This is a genomic window from Paenibacillus sp. FSL K6-0108 (assembly GCF_045040695.1).
Taxonomy (GTDB): domain Bacteria; phylum Bacillota; class Bacilli; order Paenibacillales; family Paenibacillaceae; genus Paenibacillus; species Paenibacillus pabuli_B.
The window spans coordinates 4,643,879-4,663,474 of sequence record NZ_CP150288.1; the positions used below are offsets into that span (position 1 = coordinate 4,643,879).

A 19,596-nucleotide genomic window follows, 5' to 3' on the forward strand; every position below is an offset into this window, starting at 1 on the left:
TCCTACACGCTTTTTGTCCAGATTGCAAAAGGGACCTCGGGAGTAACTTTCCCCTCAGTCCCGTGCATTTAACGGCTTCTTCTTCCGTCGTGTTTGGTTGTACTGTTTCGCACATCCACCATTAGGATTCGCCCTTGCGGTGAACAACTGGAATAAGCTCGTGTTCAATCGCAAGTTTTGTATTCGGGAATATCGCCTGCGCCTCTTCCAGGAGCGGCTGCAATTGAGCCTCATCTTTGTAGCGAGAGCTGAAGTGGGTCATGATCAGCTGTCCTGCACCTGCCGCTCTCGCCGCCTCAGCCGCTTCCTTCGATGTACTATGATAGTACTCGTGAGCCGTGTCAGCCAAATCATGCAAAAACGTAGCTTCGTGTACGAGGACATCCGCATGACGAGCTAGTGGCTGTACATTGTCACATGGACGTGTATCCCCCAAAATGGTAACGATCATTCCACGCTTTGGCGCTCCCAATACATCTTCTGGGCGAAGTGAGTCACCGTTGTCTAAAGTAATGGTTTCTCCACGTTTCAAACGACCAAATAACGGCCCAGGCTTCAAGCCATACCCAGCCAGTTTCGCAGGGTCCAGACTCCCTGGACGATCCTTCTCGGTAATTCGATACCCATAACTGTCGATACGGTGTTCCAGCAACGCTGATTCCACGATAAAGGTCTCATCTTCAAAAAGCACTCCGCCTGTATGTTCTACAATGCTTAGATCATAGTTTAGACGTGACTGGCTAAGTTCCATCGTAGTCATGATCATTCGTTCAGTGCCTGGCGGACCATACACCGTTAACGGTGTAGTGCCACCTTGATACGCTCTGCTGGAGAGTAGACCCGGAAGTCCAAATACATGATCTCCATGAAGATGGGTTATGAATACTTTCTCCAATTTGCTCAATTTAAGCGGAGAACTTAGAATCTGATGCTGAGTTCCTTCCCCGCAGTCAAACAACCACAATGCTCTCCGCTCATCCAACATACGCAGCCCTATAGACGTTACATTCCGCTGAAGCGTAGGTACACCAGCGTTAGTTCCCAGGAAATATAGTTCCACTCTGGATCGCACCTCTTTCTGTTGCCAGCAAAAAGCCTCCGACAATGCGGAGGGCTTTGCCTGACATTTTACTTTTATGCCTTATCTACGTTAAAATACTTCGCTTGCGGATGACTGAACACCATCGCCGATACAGATGCTTCAGGTTCCATCATGAAACCTTCAGTCAGCTCCACACCGATATCCTCAGGCTGTAACAACTTGAACAACGGTCCTTGGTCCTCCAAATCAGGACAGGCCGGATATCCGAATGATACCCTTATTCCCTGATAACGTGCTCCATGACGCTGCTTCATGGTCATCTGGGCTGGATCAGGGAATCCCCAGATATCTCTCATCATATGATGAACCCGCTCGGCTAATCCCTCTGCTACTTCAAGCGCTACGGATTGCAGAGCATGTGAACGAAGATAATCGCCTTGATCCTTCCAAGCAGTTGATAATTCTCTTACACCGTGTCCGGCTGTTACAACCATGAAACCAACGTAATCCATTTGTCCGGATTCTACCGGCTTCAGGAAATCAGACAGGCACAGGAAGGGTTCAACTTTTTGACGAGGGAACGTGAATGTATGCAGGATATTACTTGTATCCTCCGGGTCATAGATAATGACGCTGTTACCGCTGGACTGAGCAGGGAAGAAACGATACATCGCATGAGCCTGAATAATCCCGTCACGAACAGCTTCCTGCATAATATCATCCACTACCGCTTTCAGGTCAGTAGCTTTCTGATCACCCGAAGCAAGCAACTGCTCTACTGAGCCACGCAAACCAAGATGGTGACCTAGCAACATCTGCATGTTCACATACGGTAAGATGTGTGATAGCGGATAATTCCGCATAACATGTCGTTCCAGATCCGGCGGAACAAGAACCGGGTTGTCGATTGCGATATCCGAACGCTCTACCCGAGTAAGCTCGGGAAGTGGTTGTACATTTTCTGCACCTGAAGCGTCAGCCTCTTTTTCAGCCTCCATCTCAAGTTGCATCACTTCACGCGTGCTTGGATTCATCAGCTTGTTGGCCAGATCCAGGCCGTCCATGGCATCTTTTGCATAGACAACCATGCCGTTATATTCCGGGCGTATACGATTCTTGGTGAATTTGCGTGTCAATGCCGCTCCACCAACCATAATAGGTACATCGATACCCGCTGTGCGTAAGTCCTGAGCGGTAAGAATCATCTGCTGCGCCGATTTTACCAACAGACCGGATAGACCGATCGCATCGACTTTTTCTTCTCTGTACGCCTCGATAATTCGCTCTGGTGGTACTTTTATACCCAAATTTATGATCCGGTAACCGTTATTGGAAAGGATGATCTCCACCAGGTTTTTGCCGATATCGTGCACATCGCCCTTGACCGTCGCCAGAATAATTTTCCCTTTAACTGACGTCTCATTTTTCTCCAAGAACTGTTCCAAATAAGCTACCGAAGCCTTCATGACTTCCGCGCTCTGAAGCACCTCTGCTACGATCAGCTCATTGTTGTTAAACAGTCGCCCTACTTCTTCCATCCCCCGCATCAGCGGGCCATTGATTACCTCAAGGGCTGTATATTTGGTGAGTGCCTGCTCCAGATCGGGCAGCAAGCCTTCTTTGCTTCCTTCAACAACATACGATGCGAGGCGTTCTTCCAATGACAGGTTCGAAATTTTCTCTTTTTTCTCAACCTTTTTGTTACGGAACGCCGCTACGAAAGCAGCCAGTGTTTCGTCATTCGTATTATATAACAGGTCTTCCGAGAGTCTGCGCTCTTCCTCCGGAATGGATGCATAACGCTCCAATTTCTCTGTGTTAACGATGGCATAATCGAGACCCGCTTTGGTACATTCATACAAAAATACAGAGTTCAGCACTTCACGCCCTGCTTCAGGCAATCCAAATGATATGTTACTGATCCCTAGGATCGTATGACATTCAGGCATCGCTTCTTTAATGATACGAATACCTTCAATGGTTTCTTTGGCCGAACCGATATATTGTTCATCACCCGTACCTACTGGAAACACCAGGGTATCAAAAATCAGATCTTCGGCTTTTAATCCATATTTGTTCACCAGCAAATCGTAAGATCGCTTCGCTACCTCAAGCTTGTCCTCACGACTAATAGCCTGACCGCGTTCATCAATCGTTCCGACAACGACAGCACCGCCGTATTTATGCAACAACGGAGTGACCAGCTCGAACTTTTCCTCGCCGTCCTCAAGGTTAATGGAGTTAATTATGGCTTTACCTTGAGAGTATTGCAGTGCAAGGTCGATGACGGCTGCATCTGTTGTATCGATCATGAGCGGCACCTTTACTTTTTTAACAACAAGCTCAAGGAACTTCTCCATGTCTTCGGCTTCTTCACGGTCCGGGTCCTGAACACAAACATCGACAACATGTGCCCCGTTTTTCACCTGAGCCCGAGCAATTTCCGAAGCTTCTTCATATTTCCCTTCAACAATAAGACGCTTGAATTTCCGTGATCCAAGTACGTTCGTACGTTCCCCAACCATGTATGGGCGATTGTCCTGTTCAATGTAGACTGGATCAATTCCAGACAAAGCTGGTGGATGTGTTCCGTTCATTTCTCTTGGAGGGTACTTGGCTAGTGTGTCCCGCATAGCCCGAATATGCGCAGGGGTTGTTCCACAACAGCCACCCGCGATGTTCAACCAGCCCTGTTCGGCAAATGCACCGATCTTCTGAGCAAGTGAATCCGGGGATTCATGATAATTACCGTTTTCATCCGGAAGACCTGCATTGGGATAACAACTAACAGCAACCGAAGCCATCCCGGAAAGAGAGCGAATATGGTCACGCATGAATTCCGGACCTGTAGCACAGTTTAGTCCCACCGAAATTGGGTTAAGGTGTTCTAAGGATATATAAAAAGACTCAATGTTTTGACCAGCGAGGGTGGTACCCATCGGTTCGATCGTTCCTGAGATCATCAAAGGAAGCTTGATACCGCTTTGCTCAAATGCCTGTTGAATCCCAATGCTGCCTGCTTTTACATTAAGCGTATCTTGTGAAGTTTCGAGCAGCAGCGCATCAACGCCTCCCTCAATTAAAGCAAGCGCTTGCTCGAAATAACTGTCGATGAGCTCTTGAAACGTTACTCCGCCTGTTACAGACAGCGTTTTGGTTGTGGGTCCCATGGCCCCCACCACATAGCGCGGTGACTCCGGCGTCGAGAATCGATCCACCGCTGCTTTTGCAATTCTAGCTGCTTCGAGATTGATTTCACGTGCACGGTCCTGAATGTCATATTCAGCAAGTACAACAGAAGTTGCACCAAACGTATTTGTTTCAATTAAGTCAGCACCGGCTTCCAGATATTCCTCATGAATACGCTGGATTAAATCTGGACGTGTAAGTACAAGCATTTCATTACATCCATCCAGATCGTCTCCGCCAAAATCTGCGCCTGTGAGATCAACTTGTTGAATCATGGTCCCCATTGCACCGTCGAGGATCAATATTCGTTGTTTTAATGCATCATGTAGGCTAAGCTTGTCCAATATCGTCACCTCCGCAAAACGTTAAATCTTAGTTTAACAGAAACTATCTTAATGTGAAAGATCGGGTTTGATCAGTCCCCTGGCCGTTTTTATTGAAGGTCGAATGAATTTGTGAATCGACAAAAATAGGGGAATCCGATATAATAGCGATTAAACCAAGTGGAAAAGAGGGGAAGAGCATGGCTGAAATTGTAATCCGAAATACGAACGAACGTATCACTGGAGACGAAAATGTTCGAAATTTCTTAAACAAATATGAAGTATTATTCGAAAAATGGGACGCGTCCAAATTAAGCACTGACCTGCAAAATAACTTTGGACTCACCGATGAACAAAAAGAAGAAGTGCTCAAAACATATGACTATGAAATCAGAGACTTGGCTGCACGTCGCGGGTACCAAATCTGGGATGTTATTACGCTGTCTGAACAAACACCCGATATTGAAGAGAAGCTTGCCAAATTCGAAGAAATTCATACTCATGCTGAGGATGAAATCCGAGCAATTGTAGCCGGCAAAGGAATCTTTGTCATTAAAGCTACAGATGATGTAGGTTACTTTAATGTAGAATTGTCTCCTGGAGACGTTATCTCGGTACCTGAGAACACACCACACTTCTTTACTTTGATGGAGAACAAACAAATTATTGCCATACGTCTGTTTATTGAAAAAGATGGCTGGATCGCAGATCCATACCCGGATCCAACATTTATCAAACAAGCATAATAAGCAAATTTTATTATTTGCTCAACAAACCCCTGTTCATTTCGAACAGGGGTTTCTGCATATTTTAAATAGTATACAACATTCCATGCTTTATATAAAATAATGCGGATATTTTGCCTTCATCTTCTCTTGTTCAACAACAACGAGTCTGAGATGAGCTTCCATAACCTTAACGGCCTGATCAGTCTCACGTTCCATAATGAGCCGGTATATTTCTTTATGTTGTGAAATAATAACCTCTGCATCGGAATCTTCAGATAACCGTAATAAACGAAGGCGATTAAAGGGAATATTGAGCTGCTGAAGCATCTTCCATGTTCTCATTTTTCCTGTTCCTTGAAACAAAATCTGATGAAACTCTTCATCCAGTTCAAAAAGCCGATAGAAATTATTTTTTCCTATACATACTTCCTGCATCGCAATATTGGTTTCCAGTCTGAATCTGAATTCTTCCGGAAAAGAAGCACATGCAAGCGTGACAATTTCCTTCTCCATCTTCTCTCGCATAAACCGGCCTTCTTCAACATGCTCCAGATTAATATGGGAGACAATGGTTCCACTCTGTGGAATGATATCCAGTAATTCTTCTTCGGCAAGTTTCATGAATGCTTCACGAACTGGCGTTCTGCTTACTTGCAGTTCATCCGCGATTTCCTTCTCGGAAATCTTGGTGCCAGGCTCAAGTTCAAGGTGCAGAATGCGTTCCTTTATCAGATTGTATGAATAAGCCCGGGTCGATCCTCTAATCTTTTGATTAAGTGACATGCCTTAACCTCTTCCTCTCAGCCGTATTCATCCATCTTAGCACAATTTGCCGCTTCACTAAAATTCCCTAAGTGAAACGGCAATGGGCAAATTTCAGTTTACAACTACTGTTGCTTGTTTTCTTTGTATTTCTTATACGTGTCGTTGGCAAGCTGCATATATTGAGACAATCCTTGGCTCTCCAATTCTTTTACAAATGCATCAAACTCGGTAAGACTGCGTTCTCCCAGAATGAATTTGAGGGTATTTTGATCCGAAAAATCCTTGAGTGGTGTGCTGAGTAACGTGACCTGTTCACGATCGATATCCGAGTAAGGAATTGGCGGCTCAGCAGGAATCACTTCTTTTGTATCTTTCATGTCTTGTTGGAATTTCAGTTCTTCTTCACTAAACATGGATTGAAGCAAATCTGTTGTCCCTCCATATGCAAACACACCACCAGAGAAGCCGTAATCTATACGCAAATCTTTTGTGCCCTTCGGATTCAGTCCGTTATAATTCACGTCTTCTGCCAGTTTACGAACGCCGTCCTTTTTGGTGAAGGTTTCCCCTTCAACACCCCATTTGGCAAATTCCTGACCTTCATCACTATAATATAACCAGTCAATAAATTGCATGGTTGCTTTAAAGTTTTCGCTGTCTTTAATTTTCCCGGAAATCATGACACCGTTTTCAAGTCTGGAGCCAGACATCAGTTGGCCTTTTGGACCACCAGGTACCGTAATTTTGGCGATAGAGAAATTCCCTTCTCCCAATGTTTTGTTCATGTCATTGCGGTGCAGTACTAACGTTTGCGAGTTACCATTAATCATGAATGATTTTCCAGAAACGAATTTTTGTGTAGCCTGATCATCGTCTTGGGTGAAGCTTTCCTTATCCAAAAGTCCTTCGGATACCAATTTGTTAAAGTAAGTCAACATATCTTTATATTCCGGTGTTGTAGATGTGTACACAAATTCATCCTTGTCTGCCTGATACGTCAGACCATTCCCGAATCCCCATCCCGCCTTTGTTCCAAAACCGATAGCTGCAATACCCAGCGTACTATTGAACTTGAATCGATCTGAAAATGGAATGGAATCCGGATAAATTTCCTTCAGCTTTTTGGCTGCATTATACAATTCATCCCATGTCTTGGGAATGGCAATGTTATTTTTTTCGAAAATATCAGTTCTCACAATAAGGGTATAGTCCGGCCAAACCTCTTCATGCAAACCTGGAAGCACATAATATTTCCCATCTTCTTGTCGAAGGCCCTCCAGCTCATCCTGAAGTCCCCATTTCTCTACTTTGTCCTTGAAATTAGGCATCAAATCAACATAATCACTCACTGGCAAAATCGCACCAGACGATACAAAAGCAGATTCTTCACCCGGATAGGTTTTTGGAATAATTAGCGGAGCATCACCTGAACTGATCAAAAGGGATCTTTTCTGGGGATAGTCACTCATCGGTACGATGGTAGGATCCAGTGTGACTCCAGTTTTTTCGGTGATTTTTTGGAATAGGAGCCAATCCTTCTTGTACGGGTATGCAGGCTGGTCACTGTATAGAATAGATAGATTAAACGGTTCAGTGGCTTTGAAGGTCTCCCCTACACCATAGGATTCCATGGCTCCCTTGGATTCTGGTTCAACTTTCTCACCACCAGCACCGCTGCTACATGCTGCCAATACGACACTCATCATTGTTGCCAATACCAACTTGCCTACCAGCTTACGTGGTCTTTGTTTCATTCAATTCTCCCCCTGCATGTGGTTTAGATTGGCCTTACAAACAAGATGTTGAACTATATCGGGTTAGGATTACTGTTTAACAGATCCCAACATGATACCGGTTACAAAGTACCTTTGAACAAATGGATAAATCGTTAAAATAGGCAGAATGGTAAGTACCATGGTGACCGATTTGATATTTGCAGCGATCTGAGTCAAATTATCTGCTGATGCTCCGGCTGAAGCCCCACCAGTCGCGGCGGCGATCATATTACGCAAGTAGATTGTTACTGGGAACAGTTCCTTTTTGTCGAGATACAGAAATGCGGGGAACCATGAATTCCAGTGTCCTACAGCGTAAAACAAAACCATTGTTGCCATGACAGCCTTACTCAGCGGTAGAATGATCCGCAACAAAATGCCGTACGTATTCAAACCGTCGATAGCTGCTGCTTCCTCAAGCTCCTCAGGCATGTTTTCGAAAAATGATTTCATAATTAACATGTTATAAATACTGATTGCACCTGGAACAACCAATGCCCACATCGTATTGTTGAAGCCCAGAGAGTTAATCAGGACGTAGTTTGGAATTAAGCCCCCACTGAAAAACATGGTGAACACCGCGAACATCGTCAAAAATTTTCGTCCCATCAATCTTTTCTTAGATAAGGCATACGCGAAAATAGTCGTCATGAACATGGAAATCAAAGTACCTACAACGGTATATATAATTGTGTTTTTATAATTGGTCCAGAACATGCTGTCGCGAGAGATAGTCTTGTAAGTCTCTACATTAAAACCTCTCGGGATAATGCTTACCTTGCCTGAGTTGATATAGGCTTCGCTGCTAAAGGATTGAGCCACAACATTTAGAAACGGATAGAGCGTGATGAATACCACAAGCAGCAAAAAGATCGCATTGAAAACTTTAAATACTTTGTATGATTTTGATTCCAGCATATTGCTCCTCCTTTACCACAAGCTTCGTTGTGTCAGTCTGCGTGAAATTGCATTAACCGAGAATACCAGGATCAGTCCAATAATCGATTCGAACAAACCAATGGCGGTGGCATAGCTGAAATTGCTCGACTGCAAACCTACCCGGTACAGATAAGTGGAAATCACGTCAGATGTCTCATAGATCAGCGGATTGTAAAGGAGCAAGATTTTCTCAAATCCAACCGCAAGGAAATTACCCATGTTCAAAATTAGCAGTGTAACGATTGTTGGCAAAATCCCCGGTATGGTTATATGCAGGGTTTGCTTCCAGCGGTTTGCACCATCGATTCGTGCAGCTTCATACAAAGAATCATCAATGGTTGTCAATGCAGCTAAATATAGAATGGCTCCCCACCCCATACCTTGCCAAACCTCAGAGGTGATGTAGATTGTTCTGAACCATTCCGCTCGCTGCATGAAAGGAATGCTGTCTCCGGTAAAAAATGAAACGATCCCGTTAATGGAGCCATTAACTGCTGTTAATTGCAGAATCATTCCGGCAACGATGACGATCGATAAGAAGTGCGGAAGATAAGATGCGGTCTGTACAAACTTTTTGAAACGTTTGCTTTTCACCTCATTCAGCATCAATGCAAAAATAATCGGAACTGGAAAAGTGAAAAGTAACGCAAGTCCACCCAGCATAAGTGTGTTTCCAAATACCTTCCAAAAGGTTGGGTCTTGAATGAACATCTGAAAATATCTGAATCCAACCCACGTCTCTCCAAAAATACTGCCACCTGGTACAAATCGTCTAAAGGCGATTACATTACCGAGCATTGGACCGTATTTGAAAATAATAAGATAGATAATTGGAAGAATTAACAGTGAGTACAGCTGCCAATCTTTGCGAAGCAGAGCTCCGGCCGTTCTTAACCTGCTTTCTTTGCGTAATGATGTCATCGTTAGCGTGGTTTTAGCGGTTTCCGACTCCATATGTTATTTCACTCCGATCCTTAGCTTAATAAAATAAAATCGTTTTCGATCAAATCTTACCATCTCTTCTTTTGTAGAAGATAAGTACTCAGATGAACTTCACCCCCACCTGCAGAATAAACAAAATTTACATTGTAAGCGATATCAATTCTGGCGATTATTAGAGACTCATATCGGTTAAGATACTTATTGTCATTTTGTTACTAATCACTGTTTGTCGGTTTTCCAGAATTAAATGGTTTATTCAACTATGTAAAGCGCTTACAATGGAATGTGAAAATAATAGCGAATAACTCCCGCCTCTAGTTCATTCGAGTAAGTCAACAGATATTCGCTGCATTCATTCGCATACTAGTCATACTAGTATGTTAGTTATATTCTAAATCAGCCGTTCTATAATTTCAATAACTTTTAATAAAAATTTTTAGAATACGTTATTACGTTATAATCAAGCTTTCCCTAATCAAAAAAACATTGTTAGGTTCATGGATGAAAACATCTCATAGAACCTAACAATGTTTGGACAGAACACAAAAAATACGATTTATGATGCATTAATTGAGAATTCGGCAATAATACGTTCCAATTCGGATAAATGCTTGATTTCATGGTCAGGCACATACGATTCGGTATTCTCTTTATTCTCACGGTTGATCCAAACAGACTTAATGCCAGCCGATAGTGCTCCACGAATGTCAGTCGTAAGTTTATCTCCAACCATCATACTTTCCTCAGGTTGTACTCCCAGCTTACTCAATGCGTGCTCGAAGATCGAAGGATCAGGTTTTCCTTTGCCGAACGTACCCGAGATGATAATTTCGTCAAAAAAAGGAGCCAATTCAGGAACGCCATCAAGCTTCTCTTGTTGTAAAGCAGGACAGCCGTTGGTTAAAAGCAAAAGCTTGAACTTCCCTTGTAGATGACTCAACGTTTCCATCGTTTCTTCATAGACATGAGGTCTTGATCTCCGCTCTGCCCCAAATTGTGAGGCAAGTCGTTCCGCCAGATCTTCACGATCAACACCAAGTTTCAATAAGCCACGACGCCATGACTCTTTACGATATGCAGGTGCAAGCTGCTCCAACTGACGAAACTCCGGTTGATCCCCACCCGTAAAGTTGGCCCAAAGACCTTCAAACGGGTTAATGCCAATCATTTTCGTAAACGAAAAAGTTTCATAAGACTCATACAGATTGCGTGCCTCATTACGAACAGCATCTTCAAGTTCTTCCGGTTTAATACCCGTTTCTTGAGCAGCGAACAGGCAAGTCTCATGAAAAGCTTCTCGAACACTGCGCTCATCCCACAGCAAAGTATCATCCAGGTCGAACAAAATCGCTTTTAACGCCATTTCGGTCATCTTCCCCTTTATGCAATAATTACTTTTTCTCGTATGTTTCCACAGTGATCTGATGTGCTTTGGCGAATTTCAGAAGACGTTCAGTAATGGCATCTGTATCATAACGATTGAGCAGTTTGGTAAACACCCATCTCTTACCCCGTGCATTATGCTCAATCACAACCGTACCTGGCTCAATTCTGAATTTCACAATATCGTCGACTCCAATTGAACGCTCACGGTTCCCCTTGGTCGTCAAAATCCGATTACTTCCTATTTTGACATAAGGACGACGAAGCATGAAGATAACTGCCAAAAATACATACAGCAACATGGTCACCCAGTCCCAGGTGGTCATCGGAGCTTTGACAAGAAACGTACTCATAAAGAGGTACAGAAATGCTAGTCCGATCAGAAAAATAGGAAACAGAAGGCTGCGTCCTTTAAATACGTCTTCACCTGGTGTCCCGGAAACCGGTTGACCGTTCTTTTTGCGTTGCTGATTCAACTGCTTAGAATTTTTCCGAACCGTTCTCTCGAACGAACGCGACATGAGAATCCCCCCCTTAGATGTTCTTTGTATCGGCTTACATTACTGTAAACCAACATTTCCCCCTATAGTTTGCAATCTCTAAATAACATTAAGGAAACCTAAATATCATATTGATATCATTAGGTTTCCTTAATGTTTGAGTTTGCCTTGGTGGCCTTGATCATTCTCATCATCTACAATTTCAATCGAATCCAGTTGTTGTCTGAAATTGCTTCGAATGTTATTCAAATAGATTTCTCTAAGCTTGGCACGTTCAGTGAGTTCTTCCTCTGTCAATCCAGTGGATTTTTGCTTACGGGCCAATTCATTAATACGTGCTACCAGACTATCTATATCCAAGCTTGTCCCCTCCAAAAATACAAAGTCATATTAACTTTGACATGATAAGGGCAGCTTGTCAAGCTGACACGCATTAGCGCGTATGGATGTGCAGTTTATTCTGTGAATTGAGGCAGTGTTAAGACTTGCCCCACCTGTATTGAAGTTGAGTGAAGTTGATTCACTTTCTTAATTGCTTCTATATATATACGTGTATCCATACTTTCAGGTTTGTGATTCAGCGATATGCTCCACAGCGTATCGCCTTCTGAGACTGCAACCTTATTTCCAGGCAACAGATCGCTCTCATTACCTGCGAACACAGTAAGTACTGTGCTGCACCCAACGAATATAATTAACGATACAATTACCAATTTCAAAATCCATGTTGGAGTTTTACCTTTCGTAAACAGCTTCTTGAAGTTCCCTATGTTTGTTTTAACCACTTCTGTATTAACCGGTTCGTAAATACTTTGATAAGTAGAATATCTCATTATTATTGACCTCCAAACGTTTGTTCCTATCTGTTGAAATCAATATAACACGAACATCTGTTTTGTACAATAACTTTTTAGAACAATTGTTCGCTTTTTTTTCAGATCCTATCTTCTATTATCTTTCCTCTATTGTATGGAAACTGTCATTTGCAGTATTTGATTGGACTCGAAGAACATTTTTATCTCAATTTGCAAAAAAAACATTGATTTTATGGCAGTTTATTTAGAACTTATGTTTGTACGAACGGAGGTTCTATGTTATAATTTTCCCAAACGTTACTAAAATGGGGTTGATACGGTATGTCGAAGATATCCAGCAGGCAACAGGCTATTCTGGAGTTTATACGCAATGAAGTCCGGTTGAAGGGGTATCCTCCTTCCGTACGCGAAATTGGTGAAGCCGTTGGGTTGGCTTCCAGCTCTACAGTACATGGACATCTGGATCGTTTGGAGAAGAAAGGTCTGATTAGACGTGACCCAACCAAACCAAGAGCCATTGAACTTCTCAGCCAGGAAGAGTCAGAGCATTCACATCAGTTTGCTCACAGCGTTGCCCGCATTCCTGTCGTGGGTAAAGTTACTGCAGGGGTCCCGATCACAGCAACAGAAAATATCGAAGATTACTTCCCTCTTCCTACGCATTATGTAGGCGATCAGAAAGTATTTATGCTTTCGGTCGTGGGAGACAGTATGGTTGAAGCAGGCATTGTTAACGGAGATTATGTTATTGTACGTCAGCAGCAAACTGCGGATAACGGCGATATCGTAGTAGCCATGACTGAAGATGATGAAGCGACTGTGAAAACATTCTACAAAGAGAAAGATCATATTCGTCTTCAACCGGAAAATTCGACTTTTGAACCTTTGCGTTTGAAACACGTTAGCATTCTGGGCAAAGTCATTGGCCTTTTCCGTGATATTCATTAATAGGGATTAAAGTTGGCCAGATGGTTCGTATCATAGTGAAATACACAAAGAGGTTGTCCTGTTCATCAGGACAACCTCTTTTTCTGCGCATAGCTTATCATGATTTATTTGCTGCGTTTGAGCACGCTCTTATGATGAGAGAAAAATCGAACTCTGCTGACCATGGTAAGAACCCCTTCCACTTAGCGCAATGATAGCGCATATGTGGGCAGTCCATCCATCGATATCACAAGCATTGGAATCAGGAGCAAACTACCATGTTGGAATGAACAGTTGAAAGGTTTTTGAAGATACAAGTAAGGTTGTTTTTTTGATTGATGCTACCATGGAATGTGATTGATCCGACTCCAAAGTAGAGTGTATCTAGTCGTCACTTAGAGCGTCTGAAAATGTTTATGTCATTTTGGCCCGGTGTCACTTAATCAACATACGGTCTTTAATGTTTATTGACCTTCTAATCACAATTATTCATAATTGGTTTTATAGCCTTTATTAACACGTGTTCAGCTTTTGAATAGTTGAAATTCTTTAGTTTGATAATAATTACTTAATTTGGCTTAAGTAAAGAAGTAGCCAGGTTCTATGGGGAGGGTAAATTCAAACCTTCCTGTGTATTACAAAGACTTTTTTGGAAGTGGTACCAGGCCAACGGAATGGCGGGAAAACGCTCCTGAATGGGATTTTTTAGTAGCCCAATTGAGGGAGCAGCCAGATCGGATCCATGATTTATTTAATAATAAACTTGGAGTGTCTGTAGAGGGGAATTTTTTAAAAGCCGAATCCGTAGGAGATTTAATTCTTTCGAGTGTGATGCATGAAATCAGTCATGTAGGGACTGTTTCTGCAATGCTTAAACTGCTACATTCTTAAAGTCATTAATAATGAGAGCACCAGTTCAAAAATTGAACTGGTGCTCTTCAAATTTGAAATTCCTCAGTAATCCTCATTGAACAAGACACGGAGATTTGCGGATAAATCCGGTTAATATCCTCGCTATATCTTCTGGTGAAATTGCACGATTTGTCATAAACCAGTGCTGAATAATTCCAAACTGTGCATTTCCTAAATAAGCAATTGCATAGTCAGAAAACATATAGGCTGGATCTTTTGTTAAATTTTCAAACATTCGTGTGCCCACCAAATATTGGAGTCGCTCTCTTAATTCTGTTGGAGCTCCCGAACAAATTAGTGTTTTAAAGAAGCTAGCATGAATATGCAAGTACTGAAAGGCTTTCGTGATTGGAGGGTAAGCTGCATCATCATACTCGTGGCTCATTAACTCTTGAAGATTAATGGGTTCGAATACACTCAATAATCCTTGAACAAACTCAGTTTCCTCTATCAGATGAAAAATATCATTAAAATGCAAATAAAATGTTCCTCGATTAATTCCTGCTATTTTACAAAGGTTTTTAACGGACAACCCTTTAATACCTTCCTTTTCTAATATAAATATCAATGCATTCTCCATTAGTGTGCGACTACGGATCACTCTCATATCAGTACTATTTTTGATCACTATTTTCCTCCTAGTGTGAAATTGTATATATTTGTGAACAATTTTCACGTCGTATCTATTAATGAACACGTAGCCTTTTGTGTTTATTGATCATCCATTAATGCTCAATTATAATAGGTTCTACAGCTTTAATCAACACGTGTTCATTATATTTAAACTATCTAAATTTTAGGAGGGTACCATGGAATATCGATATCTTGGGAAGACAGGTACAAAAGTTAGTGCGTTTGCATTAGGCGGATCAAGTTTTGGAACTAGAGCAAGCGAAGATGAGAGCATAAAAATCATTGATGAAGCTTTAGACTTCGGAATCAACTTGATTGATACATCTAATATCTACGGAAAGGGGGAATCAGAGCGTATTATCGGCAAAGCGATTAAGAATAAACGGCAGAATGTCATATTAGCTTCTAAATTTGGAGCGGAAGCTGCTGATAAAATAAACCAAAATGGTGCCTCACGAGGATGGATACGAACCGCTGTTGAACAAAGCCTGTTACGTTTGCAAACCGATTATATAGATCTTTATCAACTTCATCTTCCTTTTGAATTCGTTGCTTACGAAGAGATTCTAGTGACATTAAACGATTTGGTGAAAGAAGGGAAAATTCATCATATCGGAACATCCAATCATCTGGGATGGCAAATGGTTCACGCACAAAACATTAGCCATCGATATCATGTTCAACGTTTCGTAAGTGAGCAAACGCCATATTCTATTATTAATCGAAGAATGGAGTTTGAACTTGCTGAGATAGCAAAACTGTATGACCTATCCCTGTTTGTGTACAGCCCCTTATCTGGTGGCCTACTAACTGGAAAATACAAAGCTGGTCAGGCTGCACAGAGCGATTCACGTGCTGCTACATTAAAAGGCTATGCAGATACATTAGATCCAGAATTGGCTGAAAATGAATATAAGTTTAAGGTCATTGAGAAGTTGCAGCAATTGGCAAATGAAGTGGGGATTTCATTAGCGGATATGGCGATTGCTTTTACGCAAAGTCATCCGTTTGTCACATCAACCCTATGGGGACCACGTACCATAGATCAATTAAAAGCCTATATCTCTGGGTCAAAGGTGAAACTCGATACAAATGTGTTGGATGCTATTGATGCAATTAATCCACCAGGCAAACGTATTGATGATAAAGAACAAAGCTGGACTCCTGAGTGGATGAGCACTGAACGGCGAAGACGACAAATTTATTAAGAGACCGGGAAACGCTAAATCAACCCAAATAACGACAATCTTTGACTTTACTTTCACTTCACTGGCTGTCGCTGTTTCATTCTCTAAGGCCAGTCGAAGGCTTTATGGAGTCTAAAATATGATAGTTCGAGAAATCATTGGAAAAAGATAGGGATCTAGGGCTTGTCTTTTTTCCACTGCTATCTAAACTGAACTCATACCCCATTGTAAGTTATTTTAGTCAATCACAGTTACCGTCCTGTATCGTCACTTTGCCGCATTTGATCCTTACATCTATTGCCGTTAACCTCACTTTTAAACACGAATGAAAGCCGCCAGTAATGACGACTTTCATTCCTCTGTTTATTCTCAGTACCTACCTACTATTGGGGGTTTTCACCAATCGTAATCATTGAAAAAAACACAATGGATATCTGGAATTTTGTGTCGAAACAACGAAATCCACATGCCTAAATCTACTCTTCTCAATGCCTTCCAGCGCATACTTAAGCATGCGGAAATAAGTGAAAATTACGTATCCATTCTCTCAGGCACACCTATGCCGTCCTCATGCTTGAAGCTGGTGCAGACATTAAATTTGTTCACGAACAACTCGGTCATGGAAGTGTATAAATTACTTCTGATATATATGCCATATCTCCAAAAAGCTAGAGCAACAGGATATCGACAGATATGAACAATATATCGACAGCATTCTTGGATCAAAAAATCAAAATGGGGGACGTTTGGGGGACACTCCTCAATAGAAGTATAGTCCCCTTTCAAACGTCCCCCATCTAAACCCTCAAAAACCCCGTAGGTATAAGGCTTATTCAATTAGTACAACGTGATATATTGATCGCGTTCCCATTGGTGGACTTGTGTACGGTTTATGTTCCATGCTTTCAAAGTGAATCATCCACCATAAGAAATCGGCTTAAAACAAGTATTATCAGTGATCAGCTTTTCAAAACTAATCATAATTATTCAGACTTTTGTGGGCATTTTGTGGGCGCTTTTGTGGGCGCCCTTTTTTCTTATTATAATGAAGAAACTCGTTTCGAATCCTCACTTTGAATGCATTACTACTCTGACATTAAACGCGATAAATTTAATCTATATGACGTTGGTTAAATCGAAAATCTCCAAAAAAAAAATGATATGCTATACAGATATTATAAAGTATAAGCTCACAATTCCAAAGCGATACAATCTCATTAATTAACAGATACAATTTCGGCTAAAGAAACCCAGCGGAACTCATCCTCTAACATCAACTTTATTTCATACCGTGCAGAGTTTAATCCCACAACTACTCCGGATATCGGCTCTTCGAAGAAAGGGTTAAATAATATCAAATCAACCGTACTACTTCTATTATAAGAGTCAACAAGTACTTCACTGATCCGTTGAATTTCCTGATCATCCAGTTCCGGCTTACCACGTTTTTTTGTTGTTCACACTGAGCCAACCATGCCTCTCTGTGTTCAGGCATAAACATTCTGGACGTCTCATACAACCCGTTATCTTTCAGTCTGCTACGCATGACAAGTACCTCCCTTAATATTCAGTCCAATAGTCGATGTTCCCAGAAGCTTATGGTCAACCTTAGGACGTTCACCCTCACGCTCCCAGCCTTCTAAAATAACTATGTTAGACGTATCCGATTTGTCATCCCAATGTATGTATTCCGCAGCCACAAGAGCGTCCAGAGCAGCCATTACATCCGGTTTATGCTTTCCCGTTTTGACTGTAAGCTCATGTATAGAAGGAAACCTACGCCGTCCACCTTTGTAGTTATATAAGATCCGAAGGACCTTCCTTTGATAATCCGTTAGCAAGTTAATCACCTCGTTAACATTATATGCGAACAAACGTTCTTTATCCAACAGTAAATTAAGGGATATCTGGAATTACATATAGAAATATTTTCCTAGGTCTGATAGACTATATAATAAGAATATTAATTGGAGGATTATTAGCAATATGAAAATAGTACCAGGTATTTTGCTTATTACCGCATTTTTAACACTCGCAGCTTGCTCACCTCAACCTAATGCCGATTTAAAAAGTGATGGAGTCATAGCGAATGAAGCGGAACCTACTGTGTCGCAAACGGAACCACCAGAAGAGTCAAAAGATGAAACAACTACAGATTCTGTCAATGAAGAACAGGAAATTACTGCAACTACAATTAAAAAAGGAGATACAGTAACGATAGACGGGTATGCGGAGCTTTCAGTTTCTAAACAAAAGTTTTCTAAAAAGATTGAACCTTCAAAACCCGGTAATTTCTACACGTACTACGAATCAAAAGAAGATGATTCTACATATTTTGCACTCACTGTAAAAGCTAAAAATTTATATACTACAGGCATTGATGCAGATAAAATAGCAAACGTCACCTTGATATATGATAATCAATATGACTACCCTACATTCAGCACTGTTGAGGAAAAAGGAGGAGAAGACTTCACTTATAGCAACATCACTAGCGTCAATCCTCTAAAAACCACAACGTTATATTATCTAGCCGAGATACCGAACGAAGTCGCTGATAGTGATAAACCGTTAAAAGCTGTGATTAAGGTAAAAGACAATACTTTTGAATATACAATTAGATAATTAAAGGCCCTCCCACACAATTGTTGGCAGGGCCATTTTTTTCACGCAAATTAGAACGTTCGTTTTTTAATCTACAACAAAAATACCCAGTCGTTTTATAGTAGCACTCATGGGAGAGAGTAATAACAGCTTACATTTTATGTATTTTTTATTCTTAGTCGGTATACAGATTACAGATTACAAAGTCATCCTAACAACTTTCACGGAGTTCCGGAGCTCCTCCAAAAAATATGCCAATAGAAGTAAACAGAACCCCGAGTCTGTCCGATTAATATGTATAAAGGTTTTGACAAGTATGGGTACAGTTATAGTGAAGAACTGGTAAATCAAGTGCCAATACACGTTGGGCGTCAGCTGAAGGAGTATTTTAAGGAGTTGCCGAAATAATTATACGGAAGTTGGGCCTATGAATGCGGAGAAGATGTAGATGTCGAATACATAAGTCCATCAGAAAATCGTGGTACTGGTAGCTGGGTAAGCAACGAGTTAGAAGATTCCTGGATGCTACATTAATAGAATTTAAATTTGAATGAGGGGTTAACTGTTTTATGAGTAAAAAGATTAACGAAATTAGTGACTATTTTGGTGTGTTTTGTTTAGGTGCTTTAACGTTATCATTGTTTGTATTATCAATTATGTTTATTATCAAGAGCTTTATCAATATTTATAGAAGATTAAAAGGTATAAAAATAGACCGAATGACGCCATGTACAACATGTAGACGTTCAATTTCAAACACTGCTATTATTTGCCCGTACTGTGGTGAACATTACGGTAAAATGAATGGATTAGGTGATTCAATCTTTATCTGTTTTCTTTTTGGTATAGGTCTTTTCGTGTTAGGAATTGCGAGTCTAACAGAGTCCGTTGAATGGTTTGAACAAACTTATATGAAGTGATCAATACATATC

The 19,596-nt window shown here is 41.4% G+C and carries 20 protein-coding genes; 7 read left to right on the plus strand and 13 right to left on the minus strand.

The window, feature by feature from the left end; genetic code table 11:
* Positions 1 to 121 precede the first annotated feature (121 nt).
* The gene (gene rnz, locus MHB49_RS20860; RefSeq protein WP_405152845.1) at positions 122 to 1,060 is read right to left on the minus strand and encodes a ribonuclease Z; all 939 of its coding nucleotides are present in this window, start codon (positions 1,058 to 1,060) and stop codon (positions 122 to 124) included.
* Positions 1,061 to 1,134: 74 nt separating this feature from the next.
* Positions 1,135 to 4,575, minus strand: coding sequence for a methionine synthase (metH, locus tag MHB49_RS20865; protein ID WP_405152846.1), 3,441 nt, complete (start codon positions 4,573 to 4,575; stop codon positions 1,135 to 1,137).
* Between the two features lie 179 nt (positions 4,576 to 4,754).
* Between metH and MHB49_RS20870 the strand changes: the two genes are divergently transcribed.
* A complete protein-coding gene (locus MHB49_RS20870; RefSeq protein ID WP_405152847.1) occupies positions 4,755 to 5,300 on the plus strand; it encodes an acireductone dioxygenase in 546 nt (181 codons plus the stop codon).
* 90 nt (positions 5,301 to 5,390) lie between these two features.
* Here the strand turns inward: MHB49_RS20870 and MHB49_RS20875 are convergent, their stop codons facing one another.
* From MHB49_RS20875 to MHB49_RS20910, 8 genes are all read right to left on the minus strand, one after another.
* A complete protein-coding gene (locus tag MHB49_RS20875; protein WP_247898035.1) occupies positions 5,391 to 6,065 on the minus strand; it encodes a GntR family transcriptional regulator in 675 nt (224 codons plus the stop codon).
* Between the two features lie 104 nt (positions 6,066 to 6,169).
* The gene (locus tag MHB49_RS20880) at positions 6,170 to 7,801 is read right to left on the minus strand and encodes an extracellular solute-binding protein (protein WP_405152848.1); all 1,632 of its coding nucleotides are present in this window, start codon (positions 7,799 to 7,801) and stop codon (positions 6,170 to 6,172) included.
* 69 nt (positions 7,802 to 7,870) lie between these two features.
* Positions 7,871 to 8,740, minus strand: a complete 870-nt coding sequence (locus MHB49_RS20885) for a carbohydrate ABC transporter permease (protein WP_405152849.1) — start codon at positions 8,738 to 8,740, stop codon at positions 7,871 to 7,873.
* A gap of 12 nt (positions 8,741 to 8,752) precedes the next feature.
* Positions 8,753 to 9,682 carry an ABC transporter permease gene (locus tag MHB49_RS20890; protein ID WP_405157201.1) on the minus strand — a complete coding sequence of 310 codons (930 nt, stop codon included), beginning with the start codon at positions 9,680 to 9,682 and terminating at the stop codon, positions 8,753 to 8,755.
* A gap of 577 nt (positions 9,683 to 10,259) precedes the next feature.
* Entirely contained in the window at positions 10,260 to 11,066 is an 807-nt protein-coding gene (locus MHB49_RS20895) for an HAD family hydrolase (RefSeq protein ID WP_405152850.1), read from the minus strand.
* Positions 11,067 to 11,094: 28 nt separating this feature from the next.
* Positions 11,095 to 11,607, minus strand: a complete 513-nt coding sequence (locus MHB49_RS20900; protein ID WP_247898039.1) for a hypothetical protein — start codon at positions 11,605 to 11,607, stop codon at positions 11,095 to 11,097.
* Positions 11,608 to 11,736: 129 nt separating this feature from the next.
* On the minus strand, positions 11,737 to 11,946 hold the full coding sequence (locus MHB49_RS20905; protein WP_192267947.1) for a DUF896 domain-containing protein: 210 nt from the start codon (positions 11,944 to 11,946) through the stop codon (positions 11,737 to 11,739).
* A 95-nt stretch (positions 11,947 to 12,041) separates the two neighbouring features.
* On the minus strand, positions 12,042 to 12,419 hold the full coding sequence (locus MHB49_RS20910) for a LysM peptidoglycan-binding domain-containing protein (protein ID WP_405152851.1): 378 nt from the start codon (positions 12,417 to 12,419) through the stop codon (positions 12,042 to 12,044).
* A 303-nt stretch (positions 12,420 to 12,722) separates the two neighbouring features.
* Here MHB49_RS20910 and lexA point away from each other — a divergent pair, with 303 nt between their 5' ends.
* Positions 12,723 to 13,349 carry a transcriptional repressor LexA gene (lexA, locus tag MHB49_RS20915; protein WP_090899937.1) on the plus strand — a complete coding sequence of 209 codons (627 nt, stop codon included), beginning with the start codon at positions 12,723 to 12,725 and terminating at the stop codon, positions 13,347 to 13,349.
* Positions 13,350 to 13,931: 582 nt separating this feature from the next.
* On the plus strand, positions 13,932 to 14,219 hold the full coding sequence (locus MHB49_RS20920; RefSeq protein ID WP_405152852.1) for a hypothetical protein: 288 nt from the start codon (positions 13,932 to 13,934) through the stop codon (positions 14,217 to 14,219).
* Positions 14,220 to 14,292: 73 nt separating this feature from the next.
* On the opposite strand, the gene MHB49_RS20925 is transcribed toward MHB49_RS20920, so the two are convergent.
* Positions 14,293 to 14,868 (minus strand): TetR/AcrR family transcriptional regulator, encoded by a 576-nt coding sequence (locus MHB49_RS20925; RefSeq protein WP_247898042.1) that lies wholly within the window; start codon positions 14,866 to 14,868, stop codon positions 14,293 to 14,295.
* Positions 14,869 to 15,049: 181 nt separating this feature from the next.
* Between MHB49_RS20925 and MHB49_RS20930 the strand changes: the two genes are divergently transcribed.
* Positions 15,050 to 16,081, plus strand: a complete 1,032-nt coding sequence (locus tag MHB49_RS20930; RefSeq protein WP_405152853.1) for an aldo/keto reductase — start codon at positions 15,050 to 15,052, stop codon at positions 16,079 to 16,081.
* Between the two features lie 549 nt (positions 16,082 to 16,630).
* Positions 16,631 to 16,693 (plus strand): hypothetical protein, encoded by a 63-nt coding sequence (locus MHB49_RS20935; protein ID WP_405157202.1) that lies wholly within the window; start codon positions 16,631 to 16,633, stop codon positions 16,691 to 16,693.
* A gap of 584 nt (positions 16,694 to 17,277) precedes the next feature.
* On the opposite strand, the gene MHB49_RS20940 is transcribed toward MHB49_RS20935, so the two are convergent.
* Both MHB49_RS20940 and MHB49_RS20945 read right to left on the minus strand, forming a co-directional pair.
* A complete protein-coding gene (locus MHB49_RS20940) occupies positions 17,278 to 17,490 on the minus strand; it encodes a YolD-like family protein (RefSeq protein ID WP_405157203.1) in 213 nt (70 codons plus the stop codon).
* Between the two features lie 108 nt (positions 17,491 to 17,598).
* Positions 17,599 to 17,781, minus strand: a complete 183-nt coding sequence (locus tag MHB49_RS20945) for a hypothetical protein (protein WP_405152854.1) — start codon at positions 17,779 to 17,781, stop codon at positions 17,599 to 17,601.
* Between the two features lie 265 nt (positions 17,782 to 18,046).
* Between MHB49_RS20945 and MHB49_RS20950 the strand changes: the two genes are divergently transcribed.
* Complete coding sequence (locus tag MHB49_RS20950; protein WP_405152855.1) at positions 18,047 to 18,685, plus strand: bZIP transcription factor; 639 nt, start codon at positions 18,047 to 18,049, stop codon at positions 18,683 to 18,685.
* Positions 18,686 to 19,233: 548 nt separating this feature from the next.
* Positions 19,234 to 19,584 carry a hypothetical protein gene (locus MHB49_RS20955; RefSeq protein WP_405152856.1) on the plus strand — a complete coding sequence of 117 codons (351 nt, stop codon included), beginning with the start codon at positions 19,234 to 19,236 and terminating at the stop codon, positions 19,582 to 19,584.
* Positions 19,585 to 19,596 lie beyond the last annotated feature (12 nt).

Bases quoted from the DNA above. Each gene is read 5' to 3' on its own strand.
- MHB49_RS20870 (WP_405152847.1), top strand. From the start codon at position 4,755: ATGGCTGAAATTGTAATCCGAAATACGAACGAACGTATCACTGGAGAC.
- MHB49_RS20875 (WP_247898035.1), bottom strand. From the start codon at position 6,065: ATGTCACTTAATCAAAAGATTAGAGGATCGACCCGGGCTTATTCATAC.
- MHB49_RS20880 (WP_405152848.1), bottom strand. From the start codon at position 7,801: ATGAAACAAAGACCACGTAAGCTGGTAGGCAAGTTGGTATTGGCAACA.
- MHB49_RS20885 (WP_405152849.1), bottom strand. From the start codon at position 8,740: ATGCTGGAATCAAAATCATACAAAGTATTTAAAGTTTTCAATGCGATC.
- MHB49_RS20890 (WP_405157201.1), bottom strand. From the start codon at position 9,682: ATGACATCATTACGCAAAGAAAGCAGGTTAAGAACGGCCGGAGCTCTG.
- MHB49_RS20895 (WP_405152850.1), bottom strand. From the start codon at position 11,066: ATGGCGTTAAAAGCGATTTTGTTCGACCTGGATGATACTTTGCTGTGG.
- MHB49_RS20900 (WP_247898039.1), bottom strand. From the start codon at position 11,607: ATGTCGCGTTCGTTCGAGAGAACGGTTCGGAAAAATTCTAAGCAGTTG.
- MHB49_RS20910 (WP_405152851.1), bottom strand. From the start codon at position 12,419: ATGAGATATTCTACTTATCAAAGTATTTACGAACCGGTTAATACAGAA.
- lexA (WP_090899937.1), top strand. From the start codon at position 12,723: ATGTCGAAGATATCCAGCAGGCAACAGGCTATTCTGGAGTTTATACGC.
- MHB49_RS20920 (WP_405152852.1), top strand. From the start codon at position 13,932: ATGGGGAGGGTAAATTCAAACCTTCCTGTGTATTACAAAGACTTTTTT.
- MHB49_RS20930 (WP_405152853.1), top strand. From the start codon at position 15,050: ATGGAATATCGATATCTTGGGAAGACAGGTACAAAAGTTAGTGCGTTT.
- MHB49_RS20945 (WP_405152854.1), bottom strand. From the start codon at position 17,781: ATGGCTGCTCTGGACGCTCTTGTGGCTGCGGAATACATACATTGGGAT.
- MHB49_RS20950 (WP_405152855.1), top strand. From the start codon at position 18,047: ATGAAAATAGTACCAGGTATTTTGCTTATTACCGCATTTTTAACACTC.
- MHB49_RS20955 (WP_405152856.1), top strand. From the start codon at position 19,234: ATGAGTAAAAAGATTAACGAAATTAGTGACTATTTTGGTGTGTTTTGT.